This window comes from Dokdonia sp. Dokd-P16, from assembly GCF_003095655.1.
Lineage (GTDB): Bacteria > Bacteroidota > Bacteroidia > Flavobacteriales > Flavobacteriaceae > Dokdonia.
Genome location: NZ_CP029151.1, coordinates 2734982 through 2752777, shown reverse-complemented (window position 1 = coordinate 2752777; position 17796 = coordinate 2734982). Strand labels below are relative to the sequence as shown.

Below are 17796 nucleotides of genomic sequence, written 5' to 3'. Positions count from 1 at the left end.
TATGGAAGATGCAGTCCTTGCAGAAAGGTTGCTTTTAAAAGTCAAATTTATAAGTAGCCCCCACCATTCCTTGAAGGCCTTGCACTTCATAGTTAAGCCATTTCTCGTAATTACTGTCTAGAATATTGTTTACACGAGCAAATGCAGACAAACGATTATTAAAGCGATATCCCACATGAGCATTTGCATCAAAATAGCTATCTAAGGTTTGTACTGTATTTGTAACCAAAAGATCTGTAGGATCGTTACTAGACACTAAATCACTGCGCTCACCCACAAAAAATAAATTAACCCCAGCAAACCATTTTTCTGTAATCTGATAATCTGCAAAAACAGATGCTTGCAAGTCTGGAAGGTTCCAAGCTTCTTGCTGGCTATCTGTGTTATAAGTATAATATTGACCGTTTACTTTCATTTTAAAGTTTGCATTCACATCAAAATTAAGCTCCGCAAATACTCCTACTGTATTAATATCATCATAAGCGATTGAGAAAGAGTTTCCGTTTGCATATCCATTTGCACCAAAACCATTACCACTTTGCGAGTATGGATTGTGAATGAATAAAGCCTTATCACTCTCTGCCGTATAACTTGCACGTAGGTTATAACTCAAAGCTTCAGATAATTTACCCTTCATTCCTAAATAACCGTCGTACTGTTTATCTGTTGGCTTGATAGTAAGTGTAGGTGATATAAAAGGATTTTCTTGTGCAAAATCATGGTAGTTATTTTGTTGTAATCCACCTTCAAGTCCTGCATACGCAATGAAATAATCTCCAGCCACTCGGTAAGATGCTGTAATTTTTGGATACACAAAAAAGTCTGTTTCACTTGCCTCAGTATCTAGCGACACCATTGCCTCTACTCCTAAAGTCACTTCAAGGTCATCTCTTAAAATTACAAGACTTGGATTAATCCCAGCATTAAGAAAGCTATAATTGATTTCTGTATCTGCGGTATCAAATGCGTTGTCAAAAGAACCACTTACATAATCTGCTGTTACTTTAGTAGTAATAAGCTCTCCCGCAATAGGAAACTCAAACGTAGGAGCAACTACCGCTCTAAGTTCGCCGCTATCTTGATCATCACCAAAATATCTCAACGTAGCATTTGCTTTCTTAAAGAAAGAATCTTGCAAACTCACACTACCATTTAATCCCGCTGTGAGAAAAGAATGAGACACGTCAAAATCTTCATTAAATAACGGTGTGTTACCCGCTCCGTTAATTGTTTTAAGCTCCTCAGGAATTCCATACCAGTTATATACTTGATGCTTTGCATCAAGATCTGCTCTCCAAGTCATATCACGCTCGCGTGCCCCATAACTTAAATTAAGTCTGCTATCATAAAAATAATCATCTACTACGGTTCCATCAATTCCGCCCTGAGAAGAGTTATGGTTTAAAAAGACACCAAAATCCTCTGTACGGCTTATTTGAAAATTACTGTAAAGCTCTGCTAAAACAGATGTATAGCTACCAAAACCAACAGTTGCATAGTTGTCATACAACTTCTCTTTTTTAGTTTTCTTTACTACGGCAGCTTTACCTTTGGCTGGAGTAAACGTACTCGCTACAGGCACAGAAAAGATACTATAGGTCACCTTCTTTTTTGCCGTAGTGATAGAGTCATTAAGCGCAGGTGTCGCTTTTACTTTAAAAGCATCACTTATGGTAGGAGTATACGCTTTTACAACGTTTACCACCTCTGTACCTATGGTAGACTCTTCTTCTTGTGCAGTAACTACCTGTGCAAGAAGCATTGTAAATGCAACAAGTCCTAAGTTATATAATGTATTGAATGAACGATTCATATAATGTATTGTCTTAATTCGTTAGACGTTTGTCTTATTTATAAAGCAAGTGATGTGTTGATGTATTAATCAACAATTACCCTTTTTCTACAGAGGCATTTGTTTTTCCTTCTGCTTGTTTAATAATTGCTAGTTCGCCACGTGCTTTTTCTACAGTTTCTGGATAATCTGCAAAGTTTGTAATCACACTTTCTAAAATGTATGTTGCTTGATATGCATCTCCTAGTGCATAAAAATTCTTTGCCATAAGCACAAGTCCTTTGGCTCCATACTCTTTAAAACCGCTGTAGTCTTTAGCTAGTTTTTGCACTGCGACATTAGATGCTTCAAAGTTTTGAGCCTCATTTTTAAAATAAGCATCATAATATAAAGCCTCTGCTGCTAGTGCTCCTGTAGCAATTTTCTGAACCTCAGCATACGCCGTTTTAGCTCTTGCTTTATCACCTGTTTTTATAGAAGAGCGAGCAATTATTATTTGCGCATCACTTTTTACTGCATTGTCAATTTTTGCATTTCCAAGCACTTTTTCGGCATAGCTCACTGCTTTTGTCAAGTCTTCACCTTCATAAAAAGATTTCATCAGGTTAGACTGAGCAAAAACAATATTCTGTGGGAAGTCTGCTTCTGTTTCTAGTCGTTTTAACACCGGAATTGCAGCCGTGTAGTTTTTATCTGTAAGATATACTTGCCCTAAACGTGCAAGAGCTTGCTCTGTAAATTCGCTACGCTCCTTTGTTATAACAAATTGGTAATGCGGAATTGTTTTTTTGTATTCCGCTTTCGCGAAAGCGAGCTGCCCTAAATAAAAATGAGCCTGTAATGCATGCTGTCCATTAGGATAGTCATTCAAGTATGACTCAAAAAGTCGTTCTGCTTGACCTACATTATTCTCCACATACTGCTTCTCTGCCGATGCATATGCAGCATCATCAAGCTCTGCATCCTCCACATCGATAAAATCTAATGTACTCACCCATTGTCCATACTCATCTACACGACCTAGATCTATATAAATAAGCTTTGCCGTAGTCACTGCTTGCAATGCCTCTGGAGTCCCTGGATAATCACCAGCTACCTTGCGCAAAAGTGCGAGTGCCTCGTCAGACTTGTTTTTATTATCAAGTATCAACGCTTTTTTAAGCATTGCTTTTGACACATAAGAGCTACCAGGTAAATCTCTTACTAATTTGTCATAAGCAGTAATTGCTTGATCATTTTTATTTTGAGATACATAAATGTTACCTAATTCATAAAGCGCATCATCGCGATAGGTAGAGTTTGGAAACTTAGTCGAAAAAGTTTGAAGTCCGCTTATTTTGTCTTCATCCTTTTTTATAAAACCATAACTCATCGATTTTTGAAAAGTTGCATAGTCTTGATCTGTCTTGTTAAGCGCTATAGACTTATTATACGCTTCAAGCGCAGGCCAGTATTTACTGCTTATAAAACGGCTATCACCTAGACGTAAATACGCATCATTAAGTTTAGTTTGATCTTGCACATTACTTGCAGCATACGACTCAAAAACGGTCGCTGCTTGTTCATACTGCTTATCAGAAAAATATGCATATGCAAGGTTATAATTGATGTCTTGATATTCTGGAGTACTTGCAGCATTACTGTTATTTAAAAACTGCTTGTACCCTATAATTGCTTCTTTAAAATCATTTGCAACATAATCACTCTCTGCTTTCCAGTAGGTCGCACGTGTCACATATAAAGGATCGCGTGGTTCTTTAAGAGATTTTTTAAATGCTGCAGCAGCCTCTGGATAATTACCTTCATTATAAAGATCAAGCCCATAAAGAAATGCTACTTTTTGATAAGCTACCTTATTATCAAAATTGCTGTTGCTTTCTAGCAAGCGCATTGCCTCTTTGTAATTTTTTGAGGTGATGTAAGAATCTATAAGTAATGCTTCTAGTTCTGTCTTAGCTGGAGATTTTGGATAGGCATCTATATAATCTGTAATTACAGCAGGTGTAGACTTGTAAGCATTACCTATTTCATAGCTCAGCTTTGCATAATTAAGACCACTATCTTCTTTGATTTGTGCATTAAAGTCCATTTCACTTGCATTTTTAAATGCATTGAGCGCTTCTTGCTTTTTATCTAATTTTAGGTAAGATTCTGCTAGGTGGTAATATCCATTTTGTGCTACACTATTATCTCCATCAATAATTTTATTAAATTCATTGATAGCATTTGCATAATCTCCTTGCTTATAATAAGTATATCCTAGCTGATAATAATCTGTGTTATTCCACTTACCACGCTTTCCTTTGTAGGCTTGTAAATATGGTAATGCCTCTGCATACTTCTTTTGGTTAAAATAGCTTTCTCCTATAATTTTATTAAGCTCAGACTTTTCTGTTGGGTTTGCTTTTGCTAGCTGAGACTTCCCTTCTGAAATTGCTTCGTCAAATTTCCCTAACTTAAAATTAAGGTCTGCTTTAAAGTATGCAAGATCCTCATTATATGCTCCTCCTGTCTCTGCTTCTACTTCTTCAAAAAGCTCTTTTGCTTCCTCATAATCATCACCCTCATAAGCCATGAAGCCAATGTAATATTTAGCCTGCGCTCCATATTTTTTTGAATCACGTACGCGGTTTAAATATTTCTTCGCCTCGTCAAAACGATTACTTTTAAAGTAAGCATAGCCATTATTAAAGTAAAAAGTCTCCTTTTCTCCTGCTGTAAGGGTGCTTTCATCTACGCGATCATACCATTTACGAGCATAAGCAAACTTGCCATTATCAAAATAATATTGTGCCACATCAAGAAAAGCACTGTTGCGTTTTGTACTCGTAGGATACTCTGTTACAAAAGTAGTCATGAGGTCATCTGCCCCTTGCTGATTGAGTCGCACTGCCGCGTTTGCAATGTAATACGCACAATCACCTTTTACAGTTGTATCATCTGTATCTCCTTTTACTTCTTCAAAAAGAGTTTGCGCTGCTAGGTATTGCTTGCTATTATATAAGGAAAGTGCCTTATTGAATTGTACAAGATCATTCGTATATATTGCCGATTGTTGCGCTACAGCAATAGTTGAATATAAAAATAATGCAACAAGTACGTACTTGATTTTATGCATAGTTAAGAGTTGTTTTATGAGTTCTGATCATTATCAGGAATAGACTAAAAAATGTAAAATAAGCACGCTTTCGCGAAAGCAAAACACGCTATTTACATCACTTCAAAGTTAAGTTTCTTCCCTAAGCATAACGTCAGAAATCTTTGTTAATTATATAGAGTTGTGAAAAGGATTTTAACAGTCTAGAACAGTACGTTAAAAACATAAAAAAATTAAAATTGAATACCCTGCCCTTAAGGAAATTATAACCTCACATCAGATTTACATACATCTCTAATTAAATTTGACATTCTACTGTAGCTAACAATGCCGAACATTCATTCATACCTTTGTAACGCTATGTAAAAACAAAACACCATGACAGCAATTAAAAAAATCAAACAACTCGGTTTTCAGTGGGAAACCCAAGATCCTTTTCTTTTTTGTGCGTATCATCTAGATAATTACCCGAAAGGTAATGAGCAGCTAGGTCCGGCTGCATCACTACAAGGACGTAATCTAGGAATGGATTTTGAACCCAACGCAGAGGGATGGAATATGTATCACGGCACTACAGTACCAGGATTTCCTGCGCATCCTCATCGCGGTTTTGAGACTGTTACTATTGTAGAGAGAGGTCTTGCAGACCATAGTGACTCTCTAGGAGCTGCTGGGCGTTTTGGGAATGGAGATGTACAGTGGATGACTGCTGGTAAGGGCGTACAGCATAGCGAGATGTTTCCGCTACTGCATGACGATAAAGAAAATCCGCTGTTATTATTTCAGCTTTGGCTCAACCTTCCTAAAAAGAATAAACTGGTTGACCCGCATTTCAAAATGCTATGGAATGAAGACATACCTATTCATAACTTACAAGATGATCATGGAAAAAGTACAAGCATAAAACTCATATCTGGAGATTACAATGATGTAAAGGCTCCAGATGCTGCTCCAGATTCTTGGGCAATGGATGCTAGTAATCACGTAGCCATCTGGCTCATTACTATGGAACCAAATGCCGTATGGAAGTTACCCGAAGCTGCTGCTCAACTAAATAGATCTCTATATTTTTATAATGGAAAAGAAGTAACCATAGAAGGTAATCAGATACCCGTTAATCACAGTATTGATATTTTAAGTGATCAAGAGCTTGAGATAAAAAACGGCAATACCACTGCAAGTTTCTTACTCTTACAAGGAAAACCTATCAATGAGCCAGTAGCGCAGCAAGGACCTTTTGTAATGAATAGCCCTCAAGAAATTCATGAAGCCATTTCCGAATTTAGAAAGACGGCTTTTGGTGGCTGGCCTTGGAGTTCTTATGATCACACACATCCTAAAGAGCGTGGACGTTTTGCACTACATGCAGATGGTCGGGAAGAAGTAAAATAATGCTGTCACATTTTCGCGAAAGCGTTACATAAAAAACACCTCGCCTTTTACAGACGAGGTGTTTACATATAAAACTATAGTGTGGGTAAACTATAATATTTAGTACATAGCTCTTAAAGCTGTTACATCATTTGAGCTAAACTCACCATCCTCATTGTTTGAGAAACAAGCTTGCATGATAGAATCAAAATCTCTTGTTGGAGTTCCAGATAATTGTATTGCTCCTGTAGATCCAGCAGACTCACCTCCGCCGCTTCCACAGCTCGCGCGATCATAGTAATCTGAGTGACGGAAACCTATAGAGTGACCTATCTCGTGTGTAATTACATGCTCATTTACGTTTGTAGATGATCCCTCAAGACCATAAATCTGTACAAACTTATTAGGAAGCCCTTGTGCACTTGGAAAACCAGCTACACCTCCACTTTTTCCAGGATTATTTGCAGTGTTATCATACACTACCATATCACTGTTATTGAAGTTAGTCCCAAAAGTAAGACGGAAACGTAATGCAGATCCTGAGATACGGTTATAGTTATTTACAGCCCACTCTAATGCAGTACGTCCTTTTGTTGAAAGTCCGAAGTTGTCATTACCAGTATATCCTATGATATCTATGGTTCTGTTTGCTCCAGTCACAAGGTTGTTTGTTCTAAACTGCCTTGTGTCTTGGTTTGCTGTCATTTCTTTAAGCTCCTTTGCTGTTACCACAATATCCTCGCCTATATAGATACGTTCTTGCACTGTTCCATCAGGAAGGTGGAAATCTCCTTTTGTTACTGCACCTGCATCAAGCTTAAGATCTTCTCTAATTTTGCCTAGAACACCTGTATCTGTTACGGCTTCTCTAGTTTCTGCTACAAGTTCCTCAGTTACAAGATCATTCTCGATAGCTTCTTCTGTTTCTTTTTCACATGATGTGAATGTAATAGCCATCATCGCGATAGCCATAGCACTAAATTTGAATTGATTTTTCATTTGGATTGTTTATAAGGGTTAACATTTGGTTCAAATTTAACTCTTTTTAACAATTAAAATATAGTAATCATAGCACTACAACGTTTTCGTTATTATTTTTATCATATAATTATTTAAATCCCATAATTATTCGCAAACCGACAAAGGGAATCCTTTTTTTGAAATCAATCACTTGAAAAGCAGCGAACTAAAATCCTAAAAAAAATTAATTTCTTTAATGAAATTGACAAATCCTCCTTATTTACATGTAATAAATCCAAATAAACTCACAATATCTTATTCATTATCCTTAATAATTTTACAACTATTGAGGATTTCGCAATGATATGATCATTCATGAGATATTCTATATCTTGACTTGATTACTGTATGTTGTAATCCTTAAAATCTAAAGGATCAAAGTTTTTAAAATGTCCATTAAGAGCTATAAGTCTTTTAGTCCTATTTACAGACTTTAGTGTAGGTAATGCTATCTCTAGATGTTCTATAAGATATTGTAACCTCTTATCCTCAGAAGATATTTGCAATAACTCATATTCTTGCTCCAAGGTCAATCCCATTTTATGAGCAAGCGTAAAACTTCGTATGGTGTTCACATTAATTTCAGGAGTTTTCATATCAAGCTCATCATAAAAATCAGATAGCAATGTAATAAGTCTTATTTTACGAGAAGAAGATGGCTCTTGACGTTCCTCAATAAATGTAACCTCCCCTCCAGCATATAATCGTTCTCCTAGCGTATTATAAAAGTTGATCAGTTTAAAAACCCTCAAGCCCTTACAGATAATATCTGCAGCTCCAGAAGGATAACGTTTTACAACCTGTGTAACTTCCATTTCTGTACCATAGGCAAGACTATTATTTATATAAGTGGGAATACCAAAGGTGATTCCTCCAGATTCACAATCTTGTAGTAATTGCTGGTACCTATCTTCAAACACATGTAAATTGAGAGGCTCACCTGGAAAGGCTACCATTTCTAGCGGGAACATGGGGAGTATTGCTGTAGTCATAACACTGTTTTATGTATGAAAAATACAAAAGCTTCTGCTTACTGTTATATAATGAACAATTTTTAACCTTATTGTTCAACATTTCTAGACATTGTATCTTATGAATTTACAAAACTCTTCTAATTTTGCTTTAAATACGTTAAGATGAAAAATAGAGATCTTTTAAACGTGGTCAACACCCACGGAAGTCCAGTTTATGTATACGATGCAGAGACTATTACGACACAATATAATAGACTTACTAATGCATTTAAGGATGTAAAACAGTTAAGACTTAACTACGCCGTAAAAGCTTTAAGCAACATTTCTATATTACAGCATCTAAAGAGCTTGGGTTCTGGACTAGACACGGTTTCTATTCAAGAAGTACAGCTAGGACTTCTAGCTGGCTTTACTCCAGATCGCATCATCTTTACACCTAATGGTGTCTCACTTGCAGAGATAGAGGAGGTAGCACAAATGGGTGTTCAAATCAATATAGACAATCTTTCTATATTAGAACAGTTTGGGACTAAGCATCCTCAAATACCTGTGTGTATCCGCGTGAATCCTCACGTAATGGCAGGTGGAAACACTAACATTTCTGTAGGGCACATCGATAGTAAATTTGGGATTAGTATTCACCAGCTACCGCATGTACTGCGCATTGTGGAAAATACCGGAATGAATATCAATGGAATTCACATGCACACTGGAAGTGACATTCTTGATATTGATGTATTTGTTTATGCGACAGAAATATTATTTGATGCTGCACAAAAATTCAGCGATCTTACTTTTATTGATTTTGGTAGCGGTTTTAAAGTACCTTATAAAGCAGGAGACATTGAGACTAACATAGAGGAACTAGGAGAGAAATTAGGGAAACGTTTTAACGCTTTCGCGAAAGCGTACGGAAAACCACTCACGCTAACCTTTGAACCTGGTAAATTCCTTGTAAGCGAAGCAGGTAAATTTCTTGTACAAGTAAATGTGGTAAAACAAACAACCTCAACAGTATTTGCTCAAGTAGATAGTGGATTTAACCACTTAATACGACCTATGCTTTATGGAAGCCAGCATGAGATACATAATATAAGCAACCCAAAAGGGCGAGAACGTTTTTATAGTGTTGTGGGATATATTTGTGAGACCGATACTTTTGCAAACAACCGTCGCATCTCAGAAATTTCTGAAGGTGATATTCTTGCCTTTGATAATGCAGGTGCGTATTGCTTTACGATGGCGAGCAATTATAATAGTCGCTACAGACCTGCAGAGGTGTTGATCAAAAACGGCGAAGCGCATTTAATACGTAAACGAGAAACCTTTGAAGACCTCATAAGCAACCAAGTTATTCTCAAAGAATAACTTCACATAAAACTATCACAAAGGCCAGCAAACAGCTGGTCTTTTTTATGAATACTCAGTACATTTATACTATGAAATATTGGGTATTAATAGTAGTAATATTTGCAAGTTGCAGCAATCCTATCGAGACAGCATTAAGCTCAAAAAATGAGCTTATAAAAACCGTTGTAAGCGATATTAAAAAACACGAAGTACAAATACTGTTCACACAAATCGATACGTCAAGTACTGGTGAGATGGTATTTACAGATTACGAGTACAACGTAAATACAGACCAGTATTTTTACCCTGCGAGCACGGTAAAACTCCCTGTAGCACTGCTAGCTGCAGAGTTTATGGATGTACGTGAGAACCTACATCTTGATACCCCATATATTATAGGTGATGACGACAATTTACATACAGTGTCTGATGACATTAGACAGATTTTTGCAGTAAGTGACAATGCATCCTACAACAGAATTTATGAGATTTTAGGAAGAGATTATATTAATAACCGCTTGCGCGAAAAAGGACTAAACAACACCCGTATCGCCCATAGATTATCTACGCCAGATGCTGATAAAGCTAGCAGGAACAACATTCAATTCTTTCCAGGATATACGGAAGACGTAATTGAATTAAAAAATCAAACAGATAGCGATATTACTCCAGTTACTATACAAGGAATTAACAAAGGTAAAGGATACATAGAAGATGGTGTTTTAAAAGAATCTCCAATGAACTTTAGCGAGAAAAACTACTTCCCACTAGAAGAGCAACATCTACTAATCAAAAAGCTTATAGCACCAGAAGTCTTTCCCGAAGCAGAACGATTTGACCTCACCGAAGAAAGTAGAACTCGTTTACTATCGTCAATGAAAGCATTACCTCGCGAGGCTAAGTATACTTCCCAAAAGTATTACGATAGTTATGTTAAGTTTTTCATGTATGGAGACTCCAAAGATGATATACCTAGTAATATCAAAATTTACAATAAAGTGGGATATGCATATGGAACGCTCACAGAGACTGCATACATTGTTGACACCGAGAATGACATACGCTTTATACTCTCTGCAACTATCCTAGTAAATGAGAATGCAATTTTTAATGATGATACCTATGAGTATGAAAATATAGGTATCCCTTTTCTCGCGCAACTAGGCCGTGAGATCTACAAACAAGAAAAAGAGCGTAGGGAATAAAGCACCTTAGACGGAAATTTTGTTACTTCGCAGCAATATCAAGGCAATGCCTTAAATTGACAGCAAATTAATTTGCTTTTACAACCCATAAACCGAGTACTGTGAGCTTAAGAGAACTTAACAAACGCACCACTATTTGCGAACTATGCAGCAACGAATACGATCTTTCTCCATTTATCGTGGAACCAAGAGAGGACGACATTCTTGCCTGCAAAACATGTATTAACCAGATTAATAATCCAGAGGAAGTAGATGTAAACCATTGGAGATGTCTTAATGATAGCATGTGGAGCACAGAACCTGCAGTACAAGTGGTAGCGTGGCGTATGCTTACAAGACTACGCAAAGAAGGATGGCCACAGGATCTTCTTGACATGATGTATCTTGAAGAAGAAACGTTAGAGTGGGCAAAAGCTACTGGAGAGCACATAGAAGAAGATGAAAACACGATTATTCATAAAGACTCCAATGGAACGAGACTGGCTAACGGTGATAGTGTTGTTTTAATTAAAGATCTAGATGTAAAAGGAGCCAACTTTACTGCAAAACGTGGAGAGTTTATGCGTAATATTAATCTTGTACATGATAATCCTGAGCACATAGAAGGACGCATTCAAGGACAGCAGGTTGTTATAGTTACTCAATACGTAAAGAAGAGTAACTAGACTATAACTGATTACTCTATAAGTTAAAAAAATGCTCTGGTAAACCAGAGCATTTTTTAGTTCATCTAGATAACACTACCAGTTGTCAAAATTGAGTAAAGCGTTCTTTGCTTCAGTATATTCTGCTATCATATCTGACACTATTTGCCCCGCTGGTTTTATATCATGTATAAGCCCAGAAATCTGACCTATTTCTAGTTCGCCATCCTCAAGATCTCCTTCAAACATGCCTCGCTTTGCACGTGCACGTCCTAATAATTGTGACAGCTGCTCCTTTGATGGTGCCGTAGTGTATAATTCTGCTACCTGCTTATAAAATTTATTTTTTATAAGTCTTACAGGCGCAAGTTCTTTAAGTGTTAATACGGTATCTCCTTCCTGAGTATCAACTATAGCTTGTTTAAATAATTGATGCGCACTAGATTCTTCACTAGCGGCAAAGCGACTTCCTACCTGCACACCATCTGCTCCTAATGTCATTGCTGCGAGCATACCTCTACCTGTTGCAATACCACCAGCCGCAATAAGTGGGATATCTAACTTTTCTCTCACCATAGGTATCAGCGTGAATGTTGTAGTCTCCTCTCTTCCATTGTGACCTCCAGCTTCAAAACCTTCGGCAACCACCGCATCTACTCCTGCTTCTTGTGATTTTAAGGCAAACTTTACACTACTTACTACATGCACCACTTTTATTCCGTGCTTCTTTAACTCTTTAGTCCACAGCTTTGGATTACCAGCGCTGGTAAAAACAATAGGAACTTTGTAGTCTACTACCGTTTTCATGTGCTCTTCTATGTTAGGATATAACATAGGGATATTTACCCCAAAAGGCTTATTGGTAGCTTTTTTACACTTCTCTACATGCTCCACTAGTACCTCTGGATACATAGAAGCCGCTCCTATTAATCCTAGACCTCCAGCATTACTCACAGCACTTGCGAGACGCCAGCCAGAGTTCCATATCATTCCACCTTGTACTAGTGGATACTTAACGTTAAATAGGGATGTGATTCTATTCATTATGCTTTTATAAATTTTTGAGTAACGATTGAGGTACCATCGTTAATTTGTATGAGATAAACTCCTTTTCTAAGTGTTGAGATAGGAAGTGCATTTACTTGTTGTGACATACGTTTGGTCGTGATCTTCTTACCTAAAATATCAAAAATAGTCACCTCAACTTGAGTAACTTCCTTTGGCAATACTAATACTGCCATCTCAGATGCTGGGTTAGGTAAAATTTGATAGTCTTTAAACTCTTGAGCTTCATTAAGCGCTGAGGTACTTAAAACCTCTTCTAATGCTGCGCCAAAATCTGGAATACCATACCCCAACTGCACAGTTGGATTATCATAAATACTAGCACTCTCCCGAACGAGCTGCATTATAGTGGCATTTGTAAGCTCTGGATTTGACTGCCAAAAGCTAGCTATTGCTCCAGCTATTATCGGCGAACTAAAGCTCGTTCCATTATTTGTAGTAATGTTATTATTCTGATCGATAACTGCACTACCCGCTCCCTTTGCGACTACATCTGGTTTAACCCTACCATCACTTGACGGTCCTATACTACTAAAGCTAGCATAATTTCCACTAGCATTTACGGCACCTACTGTAAATGAACCTACGGCATCTGCTGGAGCGCTTATCATTCCAGTACCACTATTGCCTGCACTAGTAACTACCAGCATCCCTTTTTCAAAAGCAAGTGTAGCGCCTCTAGAAATGAAAGTAGTCTCACCATCCATGTCATCGTAGCTGTAGTCATAATTAGAATTATCAAAAGTTCTATATCCTAGTGATGTATTTATTACATCTACTCCTAAGCTATCTGCTCTTTCTGCAGCTTCCACCCAGTAAGATTCTTCTACTGGATTCTCACTTGCCACATCTTCTGTTCTAAAACAGTAAATAGCAGCATCTGGAGCTGTGCCTACAAATTGGTTTTCTATGAAACCTACAATGTCACTTGCTACTCTAGTTCCATGGCTACTATTTAAAAATTCAAACTCATCGTCATTTCTTCCCACAAAATCATATCCATCTAGCAAGTTCCCTGCATTTCTCAATCTTGAGAATCCTGCATTCACATCAACTCCAGGAAAACCAGAATCCATAATTGCTATCACCATTCCTGCGCCCGTAAAGTCTTGCTCATGCAACTCATCTACAGAGAGCATAGTTACTTGATTATCTGTTGCTCCGTAATTAAATGTAACTCGTGATTGTGGAGGTAAAGGATCATCTTTTAAAAACTCAAATGGAGTAGATTGTCTTGTTAAACTTCGATCTGCATATTCTATATAATCAACAATTTGCAATGCTTCTAAAGCTTCGATTTGCGCTAGTGAACCCCTTACGTGGACACAGTTCATCCACTTTGATTTTGCTAATACAGTTATACCAGGCTCAGATTTAATTTGAGTGATATAATTTTCATTTACGGGCACATCACGTTCATCTATAGCTACACCGTGTAGTTCTTTTCGGTCTAGTGCATCTTGTGTGAGTATAGAAATAGGATTATCAAGGCTTGCCGCAACGTTTTCTTTATCTACAAAAAATACCCAAGCATCCTGCTGAGCATTTCCATAAGCCGTCATAAATAGGAGTACTAAGAGTAATTTTATATTCATAAGCAAGAAGTTGAGCTAAGCTCCGTAAGATGAGTACGTAAGTTACGAAATAACTCCAGAACCTAAGCACTCTTCTCCATGATGCCATGCTACAAACTGACCTTCGGCAATTGCGGTTTGAGGATTGTCAAAAATTACATACATGCCACCTTCCACTCTATAAAGTGTCGCCTTTTCTAGTGGTTGTCTATAGCGTATTCTTGCTTCAACTTCCATAGTTTCGTCTACTGCAAGCGTGAGATCCTCACGTATCCAGTGTATTTCTTCTTCTTTTACAAAGAGTCCTTTTCGGTATAATCCTCTGTGATTTTTTCCTTGACCTGTGTAAATCACATTTTCATTTACATCTGTATCTATTACAAAAAGTGGCTCTACGGTTCCGCCTACTGCGAGTCCCTTACGCTGACCAATTGTAAAGTAATGTGCTCCTTGGTGCTTTCCTACCACCTTTCCTTCGGCAACGCTATATGTTGGCTTTTTTACAAGGTTTTCTAAGTCCGCTTTCGCGAAAGCGTTACTAGCCTCCATACCTCCTGCAACTTCAGGAATAGTATCTTCCATCACCTCAACAATCACACCTTCCTTAGGTTTTAATTGTTGTTGTAAAAAGTCTGGTAATCGTACTTTACCTATAAAACAAAGTCCTTGAGAATCTTTCTTACCTGCCGTTACGAGATCTTGCTCTAAGGCAATCTCGCGCACCTTAGGCTTTTGTAAATGCCCTATAGGAAATAATGTCTTTGCCAATTGCTCTTGCGATAGCTGGCATAAAAAATATGATTGATCTTTATTATCGTCTGCTCCGGCTTTAAGCTGATACATTGTCTTACCGTCTACTTCAATCGAAGTCTTTTGACAGTAATGTCCTGTCGCTACATAATCTGCTCCGAGAGATAGTGCAATTTTCATAAACACATCAAACTTAATCTCACGATTACACAGCACATCTGGATTAGGAGTTCGTCCCATCTCATATTCTTTAAACATGTAATTTACAATACGCTCTCTGTATTGCTCGCTTAAATCTACAGTCTGAAAAGGAATTCCTAACTTTTCGGCAACGAGCATTGCATCATTGCTATCATCTAGCCACGGGCACTCATCAGATATCGTTACAGAATCATCGTGCCAGTTCTTCATAAAAAGACCTATCACGTTGTATCCTTGTTCCTTTAATAAGTGAGCCGTAACACTACTATCTACTCCACCACTAAGACCTACTACTACCGTTTTCATTATCTGATATATGTTTGCAAAACATCGGCTAATTATAGCTTCACTTTGCTATTGTAAGAGCTATAATTCTAGCTCATAATTGAGGATGCAAATTTACACAATAAGAGTGCATTTTTTCACATAAGAAGTAGTTGATATTTAAAGAGAAAACTTACACTAAGATTACTGGACCCCTATTTTATTACGTGGATATTTAATTTCTTTATCTACAGCACCATTTTTATAATACTTCCAGAGACCGTGCTTACGGTTATTCTTGTAAATACCCTCAACCTCTAGCTGCCCAAAACCGTTATATAATCGAACTGGGCCTTCTAGCTTATCGTTTATATATTGCAATTCCTTGAGTATTTTTTTTTCTTCTGAATAATAGGTGGCTTTACCTTCTTTTAAATCTTGCTTATAAAACTCTTGCTGAGCCAGTAAGCCATTCATAAAATAAACGGTACGCTCTCCTTCTAACTTCCCGTTATCATAATTCTCCTTTATCATTATTGATTTTCCATCTTGATGATATGATAACCACTCTCCTATACGTTCTCTACCATTCATCTTCCCTTTACTTACCATTTTTCCATCGGTTGTAAAAAAAGTTACATCTATATAAGGTGAATCTGGCGTATATACTTTTACGGCCGTAGGATGACCTCCGTTAATATCATAAAAATTAAAGGTACCTACTTCTTGACCATGACTAAAAGTTCCAGTATATCGCAATTGCTTTTCATTATTAAAAGTTTTCTGCCATAGCCCGTGGCGCTTACCTTCATCATCAAATTGATTATAGCTTTGCGCTACGCTCAACTGCTGATATTGAGCCATTATAATTATTAAAACAATTGTTAATCTTGACATTTTAACTATTTATTAGGAGTTTATTCTGTTTAGTCATTTTAATTTTACATTAAACAAAATCAAAAACTACATTTTTATGAAAAATCTAATGAGTATTACAAAACTAGCGTTTATTGCTTTAACGCTCTTTATCACATTTTCTTGTAACGATGATGATGATAATGCAAACATTATTGAAGGAGAAAGCAACACTATTGCCGACTTTGTTTCTGGTAATGAAAATTACAGCTCTTTACTAGCTGCGTTACAACGCACCAATCTTGATGCTACACTAGCAGGAAGCGGAACATTTACTGTATTTGCGCCTGATAATGCAGCTTTTGAAACATTTTTAAATGGAGCTGCTCTAGAGGATGTAGATGACGCTGTATTGACACAAGTACTATTAAATCACGTGCTAAACTCGACAGTTACTTCTAGCGAACTATCGACTGGATACGTAAGTAACCTAGCTACCGAGCCTTCTTCTAACGCAAACATAAGTCTATATGTAGATACCACAGATGGTGTTGTACTTAATGGACAATCTACAGTAACAACTGCAGATATCGTAACGGATAACGGCGTAATACATGCTGTAGATACCGTAATTGATTTACCAACAATCGTAACATTTGCATCTACAAATCCTGCATTAACATCACTAGTTGCCGCTCTTACAGATGAAGGCAATACAGCCTTTACAGATTTATTAAGTGATACAGAGGCAGATTTCACTGTTTTTGCGCCTACTAACAATGCATTTGCTACCTTCTTAGGTGATAATATGCTTGGAGATGTAGATAATGACGTGCTTGCACAAGTTTTATCTAATCACGTGGTACCAGGAGCTGTTGCAATTTCTACAACATTAAGCAATGGATATGTAAATACAGCCGCTGCTTTTGAAGGAAACGAAGATGCACCTATAAGTCTCTATGTAAATACAGATGATGGGGTAACGCTTAATGGAAGCTCAAACGTAATTATAGCAGATATTGTAACTGTAAATGGTGTGATTCATGTAGTTGACACCGTAATAGGACTTCCAGATATCACGACATTTGCTACTGCAGATCCTAATTTTTCTACACTTGTTGCAGCATTAACTGCAGATGAATCTTTCGGATACGTAGCTGCATTGCAAACTCCTTTTGGAACATCACCTGCACCGTTTACAGTATTTGCGCCAACTAACGATGCTTTTGCAGATTTACTAGCAGACCTAGAGTTAGAGAATTTATCAGATATCCCTACAGAGACACTTGCCGCAACTTTAGAATTGCATGTGATTCCTAATTCAAATGTAAGAGCAGAAGATCTTGCAGATCTTGATGGAACTGCAGTTACTCCATTAGGAGGAGCAGATGTGACTATTCAAGCAGATCCTGCAGCGGTTATTGATCCAGATGGCGATGCAAATCCAATAGTTGCTACAAATGTACAAGCTACAAATGGTGTAATACACGCTGTAAGTAGAGTACTAAGAGATTTATAAAAATAAACTTACCCAACTATTTAAAATCTCCACTGCTATATATTGCAGTGGAGATTTTTTTTGATATTATACTATAAAAAAACCTCCCATCCTTTTTCAAAGATGGGAGGTTTTG

Annotated in this window: 13 protein-coding genes; 5 read left to right on the top strand and 8 right to left on the bottom strand. The window is 37.3% G+C overall.

Annotated features, from left to right (window positions below; all coding sequences use genetic code 11):
- Positions 1–34 precede the first annotated feature (34 nt).
- Both DCS32_RS12290 and DCS32_RS12285 read right to left on the bottom strand, forming a co-directional pair.
- Positions 35–1813: a TonB-dependent receptor gene (locus tag DCS32_RS12290; protein WP_108878539.1), complete on the bottom strand. Its 1779-nt coding sequence runs from the start codon at positions 1811–1813 to the stop codon at positions 35–37.
- A 76-nt stretch (positions 1814–1889) separates the two neighbouring features.
- Positions 1890–4910 carry a tetratricopeptide repeat protein gene (locus DCS32_RS12285; protein ID WP_108878538.1) on the bottom strand — a complete coding sequence of 1007 codons (3021 nt, stop codon included), beginning with the start codon at positions 4908–4910 and terminating at the stop codon, positions 1890–1892.
- Positions 4911–5267: 357 nt separating this feature from the next.
- On the opposite strand from DCS32_RS12285, the gene DCS32_RS12280 reads away from it, so the two are divergent.
- A complete protein-coding gene (locus tag DCS32_RS12280) occupies positions 5268–6281 on the top strand; it encodes a pirin family protein (protein WP_108878537.1) in 1014 nt (337 codons plus the stop codon).
- Positions 6282–6380: 99 nt separating this feature from the next.
- On the opposite strand, the gene DCS32_RS12275 is transcribed toward DCS32_RS12280, so the two are convergent.
- On the bottom strand, positions 6381–7259 hold the full coding sequence (locus tag DCS32_RS12275) for a zinc-dependent metalloprotease (RefSeq protein ID WP_108878536.1): 879 nt from the start codon (positions 7257–7259) through the stop codon (positions 6381–6383).
- Between the two features lie 362 nt (positions 7260–7621).
- A complete protein-coding gene (locus DCS32_RS12270; RefSeq protein ID WP_108878535.1) occupies positions 7622–8272 on the bottom strand; it encodes an LON peptidase substrate-binding domain-containing protein in 651 nt (216 codons plus the stop codon).
- A 144-nt stretch (positions 8273–8416) separates the two neighbouring features.
- Between DCS32_RS12270 and lysA the strand changes: the two genes are divergently transcribed.
- From lysA to DCS32_RS12255, 3 genes are all read left to right on the top strand, one after another.
- Positions 8417–9622 (top strand): diaminopimelate decarboxylase, encoded by a 1206-nt coding sequence (gene lysA, locus DCS32_RS12265; protein ID WP_108878534.1) that lies wholly within the window; start codon positions 8417–8419, stop codon positions 9620–9622.
- Positions 9623–9693: 71 nt separating this feature from the next.
- Entirely contained in the window at positions 9694–10809 is a 1116-nt protein-coding gene (locus DCS32_RS12260) for a serine hydrolase (protein ID WP_162533653.1), read from the top strand.
- Positions 10810–10910: 101 nt separating this feature from the next.
- Positions 10911–11474 carry a PhnA domain-containing protein gene (locus tag DCS32_RS12255; RefSeq protein ID WP_108878532.1) on the top strand — a complete coding sequence of 188 codons (564 nt, stop codon included), beginning with the start codon at positions 10911–10913 and terminating at the stop codon, positions 11472–11474.
- Between the two features lie 75 nt (positions 11475–11549).
- Here the strand turns inward: DCS32_RS12255 and DCS32_RS12250 are convergent, their stop codons facing one another.
- The 4 genes from DCS32_RS12250 to DCS32_RS12235 form a co-directional block, all read right to left on the bottom strand.
- Positions 11550–12497, bottom strand: coding sequence for an NAD(P)H-dependent flavin oxidoreductase (locus tag DCS32_RS12250; protein ID WP_108878531.1), 948 nt, complete (start codon positions 12495–12497; stop codon positions 11550–11552).
- The gene (locus tag DCS32_RS12245) at positions 12497–14113 is read right to left on the bottom strand and encodes a S8 family serine peptidase (protein WP_239057524.1); all 1617 of its coding nucleotides are present in this window, start codon (positions 14111–14113) and stop codon (positions 12497–12499) included. The genes DCS32_RS12250 and DCS32_RS12245 overlap by 1 nt, the downstream gene beginning before the upstream one ends.
- Positions 14114–14155: 42 nt before the next feature.
- Positions 14156–15349 carry a tRNA 2-thiouridine(34) synthase MnmA gene (gene mnmA / locus DCS32_RS12240; RefSeq protein ID WP_108878529.1) on the bottom strand — a complete coding sequence of 398 codons (1194 nt, stop codon included), beginning with the start codon at positions 15347–15349 and terminating at the stop codon, positions 14156–14158.
- A gap of 162 nt (positions 15350–15511) precedes the next feature.
- The gene (locus DCS32_RS12235) at positions 15512–16204 is read right to left on the bottom strand and encodes a toxin-antitoxin system YwqK family antitoxin (RefSeq protein ID WP_108878528.1); all 693 of its coding nucleotides are present in this window, start codon (positions 16202–16204) and stop codon (positions 15512–15514) included.
- Between the two features lie 76 nt (positions 16205–16280).
- Here DCS32_RS12235 and DCS32_RS12230 point away from each other — a divergent pair, with 76 nt between their 5' ends.
- A complete protein-coding gene (locus DCS32_RS12230; protein WP_108878527.1) occupies positions 16281–17681 on the top strand; it encodes a fasciclin domain-containing protein in 1401 nt (466 codons plus the stop codon).
- Positions 17682–17796 lie beyond the last annotated feature (115 nt).